The organism is Bradyrhizobium sp. CAR08 (genome assembly GCF_052871955.1).
The window spans coordinates 130905-145747 of sequence record NZ_JBIXJX010000010.1 but is presented as its reverse complement, the minus strand read 5'-3'; the positions used below and the strand labels follow the sequence as shown (position 1 = coordinate 145747).

Below are 14843 nucleotides of genomic sequence, written 5' to 3'. Positions count from 1 at the left end.
GGACCCATTACCCCGCCTGTCAGATGAGGCCTGACCGATCATTCCGGGATTTTCTTCCTCGATCAGCTTGATCTTCCAGTCCCGCTTCCAGAACTTCAGTTGCTTCTCGCGCGCGATAGCTTCCTGGGGAGTCGAGAATGCTTCGACGTGCACAAGGCGGAAGATCTTGTACTTGTGCACGAACTTGGAGCCATGACCCGAGCGGTGCAATTCAAGCCGCGCGCGGATGTCGTTGGTGACGCCGAGATAAATGTCCCGTGATGGCGGCTCGCCAGGATGTAGACGTAGTAGCTGCTTGCGCTCATGGCCTCAGCTCGCAAGGGCAGCGCTGACCGGGGTAATGGGTCCTGGCTTTCGCCAGAACGACGCTCTCAACAAAACACGTTTGCCGTCAGAACAAATTAAGAACACTTTAGCAAGTCTTTGATATATCATTGTGATTCGGCGTGTTGCCGACACCATATCTAGCGTCTGCCAGACTTCGCGAGGACTACATGTCCACCATTGCCTTCGATCAATTTGCCCTCACCAGGATCGCCGATTTCGCGCGCTCGCTGTCGCGGCTGCATCAGGCGGCGCGGCGCCACGCGGTCGACGACGACCAGTTCGACCGCGAGTTCAACGCGGTGTGCCAGTCGATCTGGGGCTACACCATCGACGACGTCAGCGACGATCTGTTTTCGGCGCAGGACCATCTGTTCCTCGACACGCTTGACGAAGCGCATGCGCGCATCTTCGCCGCCGAGCAGGGTTATGATCTCGTCGACGACCAAGGCATGCTCACCGACTGGTGGGGTTTTTGCTGGATGATTTTAGCCGAGAAGCGCGGCCTGCTCACGGCAGACAACCGCGCCGCCGCGCGCGCGGCGATCGAGGAGAAATATCTGGCGGCGCCGAACGTGATCGGCGTGATCATCGGACGGTGACCCATCATCCTCCGTCATTGCGAGGAGCCTCTTGCGACGAAGCAATCCAGAGTGCCTCCACGGAGCCAGACTGGATTGCTTCGCTTCCGCCTTCGCTCTTCGAGCTTCGGCGGACAAGTCGCTCGCAATGACGGCTTGGCTACAGACGAGCCCGAGCTAGTCCAGCCCAGCCCGCTTCGCCGGCTTTTGCGTTTTCGGCACCGTCACGTCGGGGAGCGTCTCGCGCACGATCTCCGCGGCAGGGGCATCCGCCGCCACCGTGTCGGCGCGCACCGGCGCCACCTTCATCTCGCCGAGCCGTGCGCGGACCTGCGCGGTGAGACCGGGATAGGAGGCGACCGGGGTGAAGTCCGCGGCCTGGTCGTTGCCGACGCGGATGCCGGTATAGGCGACGAGACCGTCGCTGGTGGCGATCACGTCGCCGGGCTTTAGCGACGAGTCCAGCGCCAGATCGACCGGAGCAAGGCCGACCGGCTCGCGGCCGTTGCAGGTGCAGTCGGCGCGCAGCGCCTTGCGATAGGCGAACGCGTTCTCGCTATCGGCATAGCGCTCGCCGGTCTGCGACGCCGCGCCGTCGATCGAGGAGCCGAAATAGATCTTGGTGGCGCTTGCAGGACAGAACGCCTGACACATCTGCGCGGGCGAGGTGAGACCGCGCATCAGCGGAAAATATTTGCCGTCGCAGCTGCGCACGCAGAACGCCGGTCCCGAGCCGCCGGCCGCAGCCGAACGTGTCGGCGGCACGTATGGCGGACTTGCGCCGTTCTGCTGGCCGGTGAATGGATCGGCGTAGGAGCTCGGCTGCTGCGGCACCTCACGCTGCGGCCGCTGCTGCTGCTGCATTCCGCCGAAGAAGAAGTCGAACAGGCCTTCGGCCGAAACCGGGGCCGGAGCCGCAACCAGCGGTGCTGCCAATGTGGCGGCTACGAGCATCGCGCGACGCCACCGGCGCGCATGGGACATGACTGTACGCAAACGCTTACTCCACCCGGCGCTACCCAACCGGCCGGGACCATCAGGTCTCAGCACATGATTCACCATAAGGCGGGATGGTAAATGAGCGGTTGAGGGGGGGAGGAGCGGTGTCGCCGGACGGGTGGACCTCGTCCATGGCCGGGCTTGTCCCGGCCATCCAGGATCTCTGGTGCGGCAAAGACGTGGATGCCCGGTCAAGCCCGGGCACGACGGCGGAAAAAGTCTAGCCGCTCAAGCCTTCAAGAACTCCGACGCCTTGTACAGCGAGCGGAACGGCAGCCCGGCCGCGCCAAAGGTGTCGTCGGCGCCTTCCTCGCGGTCGACCATGGTCAGCACCAGCACCACTTCCGCGCCGGTCTCGCGCACCGCTTCCACGGCCTTCATCGCCGAGCCGCCGGTGGTGGTGACATCCTCGACGATCACGACGCGCTTGCCCTCCAGCGTCTCGCCCCTGGGCAGCCCCTCGATCGCAAGCTTCGCGCCATGCTCCTTCGGCTTCTTGCGCACGAAGAAGGCCGCGATGGGATGGCCCTTGATCCAGGAGATCTGCGCCAGCGCGCCGGCCAGCGGCACCGCGCCCATCTCGAGCCCGCCGATGAAATCGAGCTGGTCGTCCTTCAGCGCCTCATAGGTCAGCTCGGCGAGCAGGGTCGCACCCTCCGGGTCGAGCATGGTCGGCTTGAGGTTGAAGTAGAAGTCGCTCTTGCGGCCCGACGCGAGCGTCACCTCGCCGCGGCCGAAGGAGCGCCGGCGGATGATCTCGAACAGGCGGGCGCGGGAGGCTGATTTAGACACGGCGGGCCCTCGGGAGCATTTTTGGAGGTGGCGGAATTTATCCGCGACGGCCTCGACATTCCAGAGGGGGCTTCCCCCGTCAACAGGGATCGGCCATCCCGGGCGGCCGGTTGTGGGGGTGCAACGTTCTGGGGTAGGTGGATGCCGGATATCTCGGGCAAGAAAACCTGCAAGAAGGCTGGGCAAGGACACGCGACAAATGACCATCGAGCTGCACACCTGGAACACGCCGAACGGCCGCAAGATCTCGGTCGCGCTGGAGGAGATGGGGCTGCCCTACAAGGTGATCCCGGTGAATATCAGCAAGGGCGAACAGATGGCGCCGGAGTTCCTGACGCTCTCGCCCAACAACAAGATCCCCGCGATCGTCGATCCTGATGGCCCGGACGGCAAGCCCGTCAGCATCTTCGAGTCGGGTGCGATCCTGCTGTATCTCGGCGAAAAGACCGGCAAATTTCTGCCGAAATCGCTTTCGGGCCGCATTCCCGTTTATGAATGGTTGATGTGGCAGATGGGCGGTTTCGGGCCGATGCCGGGCCAGGTGCACCATTTCATCGCGCTCGAGAACGAGCAGGACCGCGCCTACGGCCTCAAGCGCTACATGGCCGAGACGCGACGGCTCTACGGCGTCCTCGACCGCCGGCTGGAGTCCAGCGATTTCGTCGCCGGCGAGCTCTCGATCGCCGATTTTGCCATCCTGGGCTGGGCCTGGCGTCACCCTCGCCACAAGGTTGACCTGGCCGACTTTCCCAACGTCAAGCGCTGGTACGAGGCCCTGATGGCCCGCCCGGCGGTGAAGCGGGGCATGGAGGCGAAGCTGGATTGATCTTTCTCTCCCTCTCCCCGCAAGCGGGGAGAGGGGAAAATCACACCTTCCGCGCTTCCACCGCCATCCGCACCGCAAGCCCGGCCAGCACCGTGCCCATCAGCCAACGCTGGACCAGCATCCAGCTTGGCCGGCTTGCGAGAAACAGCGCGATCGACCCGGCCGCGAGCGCGATCATCGCATTCACGCTGACACTGATCGCGATCTGGATCGCGCCGAGCACCACTGACTGCGCCAGCACGCTGCCGGCGGTGGGATCGATGAACTGCGGCAGCAGCGCGAGGTAAAGCATCGCGATCTTCGGGTTGAGCAGATTGGTGACGAACCCCATCGCGAACAATTTGCGCGGGCTGTCGATCGCAAGCTGCTTCACCTGGAACGGCGAGCGCCCGCCCGGCTTCACTGCCTGCCAGGCCAGCCACAACAGATAACCCGCGCCGGCAAAGCGCAGCGCGTCATAGGCGAAGGGAACGGCGAGCAGCAGCGCCGTGATGCCGAATGCCGCGCACAGCATGTAGAACACGAAGCCGAGCGCCACGCCGCCGAGCGAGACGATGCCCGCCGCAGGCCCTTGCGTGATCGAACGCGAGATCAGGTAGATCATGTTCGGCCCGGGCGTGAGCACGAGGCCGAGGCAGACGAGAGCGAAGCCGAGCAGGGCGGAGGCGTGGGGCATGGCTGAACCGGTGCGGGAGACGGCACGGTTCTAATATGCGTGGCGCAGTGGGGCCATCGCGCAATTGCTCGGAGGACAATTCAGCTTGTGCGTGTGCCTTCGCCGGGGCGGTACCGTCCGATCAATGCGCCTCGTCCCAATTGTTCGCTGCGCGTGCATCGACATGCAGCGGCACCGAGAGCAGCACGGCCGGGAACGGCGCGTCCTGCATCACGTGCTGCACGACGGGGAGCGTCGCCTCGACCTCCGCGTCCGGTACCTCGAAGATCAATTCGTCATGCACCTGCAGCAGCATCTGCGCAGACAGTTTCTTCAGGACCAGGGCATCCTCCATCCGCGTCATGGCGCGGCGGATGATGTCGGCGGCGGTGCCCTGGAGCCGGGCGTTGATCGCGGCGCGCTCGTTGAAGGCGCGCACCGAGGCGTTCGAAGCCTTGATGTCGGGATAGTACATCTTCCGTCCGAACAGCGTGGTGACGTAGCCGTGGTTCCGGCAGAAGTCGCGCGTCTCGTCCATGTAGGCGCGGATGCCGGGGAAGCGTTCGAAGTATTTCTTGATGTAGGCGGAGGCCTCTTCGCGCGCGATGCCGAGCTGGTTGGCAAGGCCGAATGCCGAAATGCCGTAGATGATGCCGAAATTGATCGCCTTGGCCCGGCGCCGGATTTCGCTCGGCATGCCCTTGATCGGCACGCCGAACATTTCCGATGCCGTCATGGCGTGAATGTCGAGACCGTCGCGAAACGCCTGCTGCAGCACGGGAATGTCGGCGATCTCGGCGAGCAGCCGCAGCTCGATCTGTGAATAGTCGGCGGAGACCAGCTTGTGCCCTGGCGTTGCGATGAAGGCGCGCCGGATCTTGCGCCCGTCCTCAGTGCGCACCGGAATGTTCTGCAAATTCGGCTCGTTCGACGACAGTCGGCCCGTCGTGGTCGCGGCCAGCGCGTAGGTCGTGTGGACGCGGTGGGTCTGGGGATTGACGTAGGTCGGCAGCGCGTCGGTGTAGGTCGATTTCAGCTTAGAGACCTGGCGCCACTCCAGGATCTTCCGCGGGAGCTCGTGGCCCTGCTCGGCGAGTTCGTCGAGCACCTGGGCGGTGGTCGACCACGCGCCGGTCTTGGTCTTGGTGCCGCCGGACAGTCCCATCTTGCCGAACAGGATGTCGCCGATCTGCTTCGGGCTGCCGACATTGACGGGCTCGCCCGCGATCTGCTGGATCTCGGCCTCGACGCGCGCCGCGGTCTGGGCGAAGTCGCCGGACAGCCGCGACAGCACCTGACGATCGATCGAGATGCCGCGCCGCTCCATGCGTGCGAGCACCGCGACCAGCGGGCGTTCCAGCGTCTCGTAGACCGTGGTCATGTGCTCGGCGATGAGGCGCGGCTTCAGCACGCGCCAGACGCGCAAGGTCACGTCGGCGCCTTCCGCCGACAGCGACGCGGCCTTGTCGATCGGCACCTGGTCGAACGTGATCTTGCCCTTGCCGCTGCCGAGCAGCTCGTTGTCTTTGAGCATCGCGTGACCGAACCAGCGCTCGGACAGTTGCTCCAGCGCGTGCGAGCCGCGGCCGGCATCGAGCACGTAGGAGATCAGCTGCGCATCATCGGTGTTGCGCAGTGTGATGCCGTGCTGCGCCAGCATCACCGCGGTGAATTTGACGTCGAAGCCGATCTTGAGAATGCCTGGTGATTCCAGCACCGGCCGCAACGCTTCGATCGCATCAGTGTGCTTGACCTGGTCGGGCGCGAGGCCCGCGTCGAACAGGCCGGCGCCGCCGCCGGACTGCTTGTGCGCCAGCGGCACGTAGCAGGCCTCGTTCGGCGCCAGCGCCAGCGCGATACCGCAGAGGTCGGCCTGCATCGGATCGATCGAGTTTCCCCGGATCTCGACCGCGACATGGCCGGCATCGTGAATGCGCGCGATGAACGCGTTCAATTCCGCGAGCGTCTTGATGGCCTGGTACTTGCTGCGGTCGACCGGAAGCTTGCGCAAAGCCTCTTCCCGCGCGGCGGCGAGCGAAATCGGCGCGCCCTTCGGACTCGCGGCCTTGTCCTCCTTGCTCGCCGAAGGGTTGCGCTGGCCCACCGGAACTTGCGCCGGCGCGCCGGGTCCCGGGGCCGGCACGACGTCCGAAGGCGGCAGCGGCGAGAAGACGCTGGCGCCGCTGGAATAGCCGGGATCTGCATCGACGTTGGCCGGGTCAATCTGCGAGAATTCGGCGACGCGGCGCGTCAGCGTGGAAAACTCCATCGCCTTCAGGAACGCGATCAGCTTGCGCGCATCGGGCTCGTGGACGGCGAGATCGTCCAGGGGGACTTCGAGGTCCACCTTGTCGTCGAGCAATACGAGCTGCCGCGAGATGCGCGCCTTCTCAGCGTTCTCGATCAGCGCCTCGCGCCGCTTCGGTTGCTTGATTTCGGTGGCCCGGAACAGCAGTTGCTCGAGATCGCCATATTCGACGATCAGCTGCGCCGCGGTCTTGATGCCGATGCCGGGCACGCCAGGAACGTTATCGGTGGAATCGCCGGCCAGGGCCTGCACTTCCACCACCTTCTCCGGCGGCACGCCAAACTTCTCGATCACCTCGGGGATGCCAATGCGGCGGTCCTTCATGGTGTCGTACATGGTGACGCAGTCGGTGACGAGCTGCATCAGGTCCTTGTCGGAGGACACGATTGTCGCGCTTGCGCCGCGCTCGCAGGCTTGCCGTACATAGGTCGCAATCAAATCGTCGGCCTCGAAGCCCACCTGTTCCAGGCAAGGCAGGTCGAAGGCGCGCACCGCCTCGCGGATCAGCGAAAATTGCGGGATCAGATCGTCCGGGGCCGGCTGCCGGTGTGCCTTGTACTCAGGATAGATCTTGTTGCGGAAGGTGATTTCCGACTTGTCGAAAATGATCGCCAGATGGGTCGGCCGGTTGTCCTCGGGCATCTCGCGCAACAGCTTCCACAGCATGTTGCAGAAGCCGAGCACGGCATTGACCTGCAAGCCGTCGGACTTGCGGTTCATCGGCGGCAGCGCATGGTAGGCGCGGAAGATGTAGCCGGAACCGTCGACCAGGAAGACATGGTCGCCCTTGCCGGCCGCCTTCGCGGCAACGGGCTTGGCAGCAGCTGTCGCAGCAGCGGGCTTGGTTTCGGCGGCCTTGGGCGCGGCAGCCTTGGTGTCAGCTTGGGCGGTGGTCTTTGGGGAGCTCTTGGGCATGGCCGCAATGTATGAATTTTTGCGGGATTTGACAGCCTTAGGAGGTGGATTTTTGGCTTGCGGATGCCGCTATCCCCACTGTCATTTCCCGCATCCCCCGCTGTCATTCCCCGCGACGGCGGGGAATCCAGTACGCTGCGGCTTCTCCGTATACGACTGCTGCCCTCTGGAATACTGGATCCCCGCCTTCGCGGGGATGACAGCAGAGTATCACTCCGCCGCCTGCAACACCGCGCTTGTCTTCTTCGGCGCGATCCAGAACGCATCGGGCCGCTCGAACAGGAAGTTGCCGCCAAGGCGCAGTGCGATCTGCCAGATTGCGAGCGAGCCGATCACGCCGGCGATGGTCACGATCAGCGACACCGCACCGATGTCGGGAATGATGCCCGTGCGCAAGAGCAGAGTCCGTGTCGCCGCCATCGGCAGGAAGAAGGCGAGATAGATCACGATCGAATGCTCGCCGCAGAAGCGGAAGACATTCAGCCATTGCACGCGCGCGAGCAGCGTGCCCATCGTGATGATGGCGCAGGCGCCGGCGAAGCCGAGCACGAGCGATACGATTTTCCATTCGCTGGCGCCGAGCGCAACGAGGCCGGCATTGACCAGCACCCATGTCGCGAGCGCTGTCAGCGCCCATGCGGGATGATTGCGCGCGCGGTCCGACAGCGCGAACACGTAGGGCGCGAACAGATAGCCCGAATAGAAATAGATGAAGCGCGCGCAGAACTCGTCGATCGCGGTCCAGCCGGTCGAAATGCGCGCCGTCTCCAGCGCGGCCGCGACGAGCCATATCGCGGGCTGCGGCATGCGCCGTGTCAGTTTTGTGACGACGAAGAAGATCGGCAGGAGGTAGATGAACCATAGCGTGCCGAACGGCTCGACGAAGGATTCCAGATATAGCAATCCGGCGTCGCGCCAGCTCGTTTCCGCTGCGAATGCGGGGGCCTTGAAGCCGAACTGGATCGTCACCCAGACGACATAGAAATAGGCGAAATGCACCATCTTGCGGTCGAGATAGGTTCGCCAGTCCCGGTCGATCACCAGTGACAGGAACAGACCCGAAATCAGGAAGAAATCCGGCATCCGGAATGGCTTCGCGAAGGCCACCAAAACATGCATGAAACCGGTCTCGCCGGCGGCAAGCTCGACCCCCAGCACCGAATGCATCATCACGACCATGACGATGCAGATGCCCTTGGCGTAATCGACCCAATCGACGCGCGCAGCAGCCGGGGCCTTGAGTCCCCCGCTCGCGGCGATTGTGCCTGATGGTGCCATGGTGTCTCTTTTCGAGGCGTGTTCCGCCAGCATCTGTGTGAACGCGGAGCAGTTTGCCGCCTTGCGGCTTACGATTTCTTTACTGGTACAATTGCTGTGCCGTTTTTTGCACGCGGGCTGTTCCCTCACCCCGGGAAAATGCTAAACCGCCGTGGAATTGGGGTTTTGTTAACCAAGCCAAACAGGGTTTTTCATGCGCATTGCTATGATCGGCACGGGCTATGTGGGACTGGTGTCCGGAGCCTGCTTTGCGGATTTCGGCCACGACGTCATCTGCGTCGACAAGGACGAGAAGAAGATCGCGGCCCTTCATCGCGGCGAGATCCCGATCTACGAGCCTGGGCTCGACGAGCTGGTGGCGACCAACGTCAAGGCCAAGCGGCTGGAGTTCACCACCGATTTGTCCAAGCCGGTTGCGGATGCCGATGCTGTCTTCATCGCGGTCGGCACGCCGTCGCGCCGCGGCGACGGCCATGCTGATCTGTCCTACGTCTATGCCGCTGCGAAAGAGATCGCGCAGTCGCTGTCCGGCTTCACCGTCGTCGTGACCAAGTCGACCGTTCCGGTCGGCACCGGCGACGAGGTCGAGCGCATCATCGGCGAGACCAATCCCAAAGCCGACGTCGTCGTCGCCTCGAATCCCGAATTCCTGCGCGAGGGCGCGGCGATCCGCGACTTCAAATTCCCCGACCGCATCGTCGTCGGCACCTCCGACGAGCGCGGCCGCAAGGTGATGAGCGATATCTATCGTCCGCTGTCGCTGAACCAGGCGCCGCTGATGTTCACGGAACGCCGCACCGCCGAGATGATCAAATACGCCGCCAACGCCTTCCTCGCGACCAAGATCACCTTCATCAACGAGATCGCGGACCTCTCCGAAAAGGTCGGCGCCAACGTGCAGGAGGTCGCGCGCGGCATTGGCCTGGACAACCGCATCGGCACCAAGTTCCTGCACGCCGGTCCGGGCTTCGGCGGCTCCTGCTTCCCAAAGGACACCAAGGCGCTGATCAAGATCGCGCAGGACTACGACGTGAGCTTGCGCATCGTCGAATCCGTGCTCGCGGTCAACGAGAACCGCAAGCGGGCGATGGCGCGAAAAGTGAGCCAGGCGCTCGGCGGTTCGCTGCGCGGCAAGACCATCGCCGTGCTCGGGCTCACCTTCAAGCCCGACACCGACGACATGCGCGACGCGCCGTCGATCCCGCTGGTGACCGGCCTGATCGACATGGGCGCGAAGGTGAAGGCCTTCGATCCCGTCGGCATGGAGCAGGCGAAGACTGAGCTGCCCAGCATCACTTATTGCGAAGACGCCTATTCCTGCGCGGAAGGCGCCGATGCGATCGTGATCGTCACCGAATGGGTGCAGTTCCGTGCGCTCGACCTCGACCGGCTGAAGGCAACCATGGCACAGCCCGTCATTGTCGACTTGCGCAACATCTACCGCCCCGAGGAGATGGCTGCGGCCGGCTTCGTCTATGAGAGTGTTGGACGGCCGCCGGTGCAGGGCTAGCGATCCGACCTCGCAACGATTCCGTCATGGCCGGGCTTGTCCCGGCCATCCACGTCTGTTTTCTAGTGTGACGACGTGGATGCCCGGCGACTTCCGTGCGAAGACGCGCTTCGCGCTTTTTGCTCGGGCGTGACGAATGGACAGGCCTTGCCCCTCAGTTTCGACACGCCCCTCCCGATCGATGCCGTGCTCGACGACCTCTCGCGCACGCTGGAGGCGCATCATGCCGCCGTGCTGGTGGCCCCTCCTGGCGCCGGCAAGACCACGCGCGTGCCACTGGCGCTGCTCGATGCCCCCTGGGCCAAAGGCAAGAAGATCATCGTGCTGGAGCCGCGGCGCATCGCGGCGCGCGCCAGCGCCGACCGCATGGCCAAATCACTCGGCGAACGCGCCGGCGAGACTGTCGGCTATCGCGTCCGCTTCGGCTCGAAGATCTCGCGCGCGACCCGCATCGAGGTGGTGACGGAGGGCATCTTCACCCGCCAGATTCTCGACGATCCCGAACTGTCGGGCATCGCCGCCGTGCTGTTCGACGAATTCCACGAGCGCTCGCTCGATGCCGACATGGGCCTGGCGCTGGCGCGCGACGCGCAGCTGGGCTTGCGCGAGGATTTGCGCATCCTCGTGATGTCGGCAACGCTCGATGGCGCCCGCGTGGCAAAATTGCTGGGCGAAGCGCCCGTCGTCGAAAGCGAGGGCCGCGCCTTTCCGGTCGAGACGCGCTATCTCGGCCGCAAGGCTGACGCGCCGATCGAGCGGCAGATGGCGGATGCGATCGCCTCGGCGCTGCGGGCCGATGCCGGCTCGGTGCTGGCGTTCCTGCCGGGCGCCGCCGAAATCCGCCGCACCCAGAATTTCCTCGCCGAACGCATACACGATTCCAGCATTGAAATCGTGCCGCTGTTTGGCGCGCTCGACGCCGCCGTGCAGGATCGTGCCATCTCGCCGGCGCCCAAGGGCACGCGCAAGGTGGTGCTGGCGACCTCGATCGCGGAGACCTCGCTCACCATCGAGGGCGTGCGCATCGTGGTCGATTCCGGTCTCGCCCGCGTGCCGCGCTACGAGCCCGACATCGGCTTGACCCGGCTCGAGACCGTGCGCGTCTCCCGCGCGGCGGCGGACCAGCGCCGCGGCCGCGCCGGCCGCACCGAGCCCGGTGTCTGCTACCGGCTCTGGGACGAACCTCAGACAGCCTCGCTAGCGCCCTACACCCAGCCCGAGATCCTCAGCGCCGATCTGTCCTCGCTGGTGCTCGATCTCGCGCAATGGGGCGTCGCCGATCCTGCCGCGCTGTCGTTTCTCGACCCGCCGCCGCAGCCGGCCTGGAAGGAAGCAAAAAGCCTGCTCTCCGAGCTCAACGCGCTCGATGGCGATGGCCGCATCACCGCGGAGGGCAAGAGCCTGCGCGCGCTGGCGCTGCCGCCGCGGCTCGCGCGCATGATCGTGGATTCGCACCGTGCCGGCGAAGGCGAGGCCGCCGCCGAGATCGCGGCCATCATCACCGAGCGCGGGCTCGGCGGCGACAGCGTCGATCTCGAGCACCGGCGCGATCAGTTCCGCCGCGACCGTTCCCCGCGTGCCGCAAGCGCGCGCGACCTCGCCCGGCGCTGGGCTTCGCAGGTGGCGGCGTCAGAGAAGGCGGCGACCGCAGAAGGTGACCTCTCGACCGGCCTGATGCTCGCCTACGCCTTCCCGGATCGCGTCGCGCGCAACCGCGGCAATGGCAGCTTCGTGCTCGCCAACGGCCGGGGTGCTGCGGTGGATCAGACCTCGTCGCTCGCGCGCACGCCTTATATCGCGGTCGGCGAGATGACCGGCACGGCGGCGAGCGGGCGCATTCTGCTCGCGGCGCAAATCTCGCAGGACGAGATCGAGCGGCATTTCGCCGAGCATATCGAATCCGTCGAGGAGATCTCGTTCGATCGCGGCGCGATGGCGCTGCGGGCGCGGCGCAAGCGCGCGCTGCACGCGATCACGCTCTCCGAGGCGACGCTCGCCGTGTCGCCCTCGGGGGACACTGCGCGCATCTTCGCCGACGGGTTGATCGCCGCCGGACTCGACCGGCTGCCCTGGTCGAAGGTAGCCAAACAATGGCGCGATCGCGTGATGTTTTTGCGCAGGGCCGAAGGCGACAGCTGGCCCGATCTCTCGGACGACGGATTGATCGCGCGGCGCGACGATTGGCTGGTGCCGGCGCTCTACGACAAGATCGCGCTGAAGGATATTTCCGCCGGCGATCTCTCCGACGCGTTGATGGCTTTGTTGCCGTGGGAGATGCGCGCGCGGCTCGACCGCGAGGCGCCGACGCATTTCGAGGCCCCGACCGGCAGCGTGCTCGCGATCGACTATGAAGCCGAGCAGGGGCCGACCATCGCGGTGCGGCTGCAGGAATTGTTCGGCCTCAACACCCATCCCTCGATCGCCGCCGGCAAGGTGCCGCTGGTGCTGGAACTGCTGTCGCCGGCGCAGCGCCCGGTGCAGGTGACGCGCGATCTCCCCGGTTTCTGGCGCGGCAGCTACAGTGCCGTGCGGTCCGATTTGCGCGGCCGCTACCCGCGCCATCCCTGGCCGGAAGATCCGGCGAATGCGCTGCCGACCCGGCGGGTCAAGCCGCGCGGGACGTGAGGCGCAAGAAGACCCTCATGGTGGGGAGCGCGGCCCGCCCTTCACGGGCATCCTTCGAGACCCGCTCCTATGGAGCGCTCGTTAATCCAAGCACGGCACCGACCTCTAGCTGCCGCCGGAGTGGGGCTGTTTATCGCGGTAAATGGCGGCTCTGAGTTCGTCAATGAGTTATCATTTATGCGCTGCGGAGGCGCTCCGAACGAGCAAAAGCGTCACAAGCTCTCAGGATGAGGGTCTCACAAAATTGCATTCTGCCCGGAAATCGCTATTTTCCGCGGCCCGGAGGCCCCTTAGATGTCTGTTATCGATCTTGCCGCGAATCCGAGCGATCTGCGTGCGCTCGCCGAACAATCCAACGCCTGGCCGTTCGAGCAGGCGAAGGCCATTGTCGCGCGGCTGAAGAAAAGCCCGAAGGACGAGGTGCTGTTCGAGACCGGCTACGGGCCATCAGGCCTGCCGCATATCGGCACCTTCGGCGAGGTCGCGCGCACCTCGATGGTGCGGCACGCTTTTCATGTGCTGACCGAGAACAAGATCAAGACCCGCCTGCTCGCGTTCTCCGACGACATGGACGGGTTTCGGAAAGTGCCCGACAACGTCCCCAACAAGGAGATGCTGGCCGCGCATCTCGGCAAGCCGCTGACGCGGGTGCCGGATCCGTTCTCCAACGAATACCCGTCGTTCGGGCACCACAACAATGCGCGGCTGCGCGCCTTCCTCGATCATTTCGGCTTCGACTACGAATTCGCGAGCTCGACCGACTATTACACGTCCGGCCGTTTCGACGCGACGCTGCTCAAAATGCTCGCGGCCTACGACAAGGTGATGGCGATCATCCTGCCGACGCTCGGTCCCGACCGCCGCGCGACCTATTCGCCGTTCCTCCCCATCAGCAAGACCACGGGTGTCGTGCTGCAGGTGCCGATGATCCGCCGCGACGTTGCGGCCGGCACGGTGACCTACCTCGATCCCGATACCAACCAGGAAGTCGAGACGCCGGTCACCGGCGGCAACGTCAAGTGCCAATGGAAGGCCGATTGGGCGATGCGCTGGGTCGCGCTCGGCGTCGATTACGAGATGGCCGGCAAGGACCTGATCGACTCGGTCAAACTCTCCGGCGCGATCGCCAGGGCGCTCGGCGCCACGCCGCCGGAGGGCTTCAACTACGAGCTCTTCCTCGATGACAAGGGCCAGAAGATCTCGAAGTCGAAGGGCAATGGGCTGACCATCGACGAATGGCTGCGCTACGCCTCGCCGGAATCGCTGTCGCTGTTCATGTATCGCGAGCCGAAGGCGGCCAAGCGGCTGTATTTCGACGTCATCCCGCGCAATGTCGACGATTACCAGCAGTTCATCGACGGCTTTGCGAAGCAGGACGCCAGGCAGCAGCTCGGCAATCCGGTCTGGCATGTCCACAATGGCCATCCGCCGAAGTTCGACATGCCCGTCACGTTCCAGCTCCTGCTGACGCTGGTGTCGTCGTCGAATGCGGAGAATGCCGAGACACTGTGGGGTTTCATTGGTCGCTACCGACCCGGTGTGAGCCCGCAGACGCATCCCAAGCTCGACGCGATGGTCGGCTATGCCATCAACTATTATCGCGACTTCGTCGCGCCGACGAAGACGTTCCGCGAACCGACCGAGACCGAGCGCGCGGCGCTGCAGGATTTGCGGGATGCATTATCGCAGCTTCCGCAGGACGCCTCGGCCGAGGACATCCAGAACGTCGTCTACGAGATCGGCCGCCGCGAGCCGTTCCTCGACCAGGTCAAGAAGGGCAAGGACGGCCGTCCGGGCGTGACGCTCGACTGGTTCAACATGCTCTACCAGGTGCTGCTCGGCCAGGAAAAGGGCCCGCGCTTCGGCTCCTTTGTCGCGGTGTATGGCGTGCAGAACGCGGTCAACATGATCGACGGCGCGCTGGCGCGGAGTGCGTGAGAGCTACGGAACTGAGTTGTAGGCGCGACCTATCTCCCCGATTCGTCCTGGCGAAAGCCAGGACCCATAGCCACCGCCGGATGTGGTTACGG

At 64.7% G+C, this 14843-nt stretch carries 10 protein-coding genes and 1 pseudogene; 5 read left to right on the top strand and 6 right to left on the bottom strand.

Annotated features, from left to right (window positions below; all coding sequences use genetic code 11):
* Window positions 1-45: 45 nt before the first annotated feature.
* Window positions 46-305 (bottom strand): annotated as a pseudogene (locus tag ACIPUD_RS21895) (GIY-YIG nuclease family protein); the annotation flags it as partial.
* A 189-nt stretch (window positions 306-494) separates the two neighbouring features.
* On the opposite strand from ACIPUD_RS21895, the gene ACIPUD_RS21890 reads away from it, so the two are divergent.
* A complete protein-coding gene (locus tag ACIPUD_RS21890; protein WP_018460048.1) occupies window positions 495-926 on the top strand; it encodes a hypothetical protein in 432 nt (143 codons plus the stop codon).
* Between the two features lie 156 nt (window positions 927-1082).
* On the opposite strand, the gene ACIPUD_RS21885 is transcribed toward ACIPUD_RS21890, so the two are convergent.
* On the bottom strand, window positions 1083-1859 hold the full coding sequence (locus ACIPUD_RS21885) for a DUF2865 domain-containing protein (RefSeq protein WP_083926594.1): 777 nt from the start codon (window positions 1857-1859) through the stop codon (window positions 1083-1085).
* Window positions 1860-2132: 273 nt separating this feature from the next.
* A complete protein-coding gene (pyrE, locus tag ACIPUD_RS21880) occupies window positions 2133-2696 on the bottom strand; it encodes an orotate phosphoribosyltransferase (protein ID WP_018460046.1) in 564 nt (187 codons plus the stop codon).
* Window positions 2697-2895: 199 nt separating this feature from the next.
* Between pyrE and ACIPUD_RS21875 the strand changes: the two genes are divergently transcribed.
* The gene (locus ACIPUD_RS21875; RefSeq protein ID WP_446481521.1) at window positions 2896-3522 is read left to right on the top strand and encodes a glutathione S-transferase family protein; all 627 of its coding nucleotides are present in this window, start codon (window positions 2896-2898) and stop codon (window positions 3520-3522) included.
* A 40-nt stretch (window positions 3523-3562) separates the two neighbouring features.
* On the opposite strand, the gene ACIPUD_RS21870 is transcribed toward ACIPUD_RS21875, so the two are convergent.
* The 3 genes from ACIPUD_RS21870 to ACIPUD_RS21860 all read right to left on the bottom strand — a co-directional run bounded on the left by ACIPUD_RS21870 (window position 3563) and on the right by ACIPUD_RS21860 (window position 8678).
* Complete coding sequence (locus ACIPUD_RS21870) at window positions 3563-4198, bottom strand: LysE family translocator (RefSeq protein WP_085351997.1); 636 nt, start codon at window positions 4196-4198, stop codon at window positions 3563-3565.
* 121 nt (window positions 4199-4319) lie between these two features.
* Window positions 4320-7400, bottom strand: a complete 3081-nt coding sequence (gene polA / locus ACIPUD_RS21865; protein WP_446481520.1) for a DNA polymerase I — start codon at window positions 7398-7400, stop codon at window positions 4320-4322.
* Window positions 7401-7610: 210 nt separating this feature from the next.
* Window positions 7611-8678: an acyltransferase family protein gene (locus tag ACIPUD_RS21860; RefSeq protein ID WP_026233930.1), complete on the bottom strand. Its 1068-nt coding sequence runs from the start codon at window positions 8676-8678 to the stop codon at window positions 7611-7613.
* 193 nt (window positions 8679-8871) lie between these two features.
* On the opposite strand from ACIPUD_RS21860, the gene ACIPUD_RS21855 reads away from it, so the two are divergent.
* The 3 genes from ACIPUD_RS21855 to ACIPUD_RS21845 all read left to right on the top strand — a co-directional run bounded on the left by ACIPUD_RS21855 (window position 8872) and on the right by ACIPUD_RS21845 (window position 14751).
* Window positions 8872-10188 (top strand): UDP-glucose dehydrogenase family protein, encoded by a 1317-nt coding sequence (locus ACIPUD_RS21855; RefSeq protein ID WP_018460041.1) that lies wholly within the window; start codon window positions 8872-8874, stop codon window positions 10186-10188.
* Between the two features lie 147 nt (window positions 10189-10335).
* Window positions 10336-12813, top strand: coding sequence for an ATP-dependent helicase HrpB (gene hrpB / locus ACIPUD_RS21850; RefSeq protein WP_204513191.1), 2478 nt, complete (start codon window positions 10336-10338; stop codon window positions 12811-12813).
* Between the two features lie 294 nt (window positions 12814-13107).
* On the top strand, window positions 13108-14751 hold the full coding sequence (locus tag ACIPUD_RS21845) for a lysine--tRNA ligase (protein WP_018460039.1): 1644 nt from the start codon (window positions 13108-13110) through the stop codon (window positions 14749-14751).
* The last annotated feature ends 92 nt before the right edge of the window (window positions 14752-14843 follow it).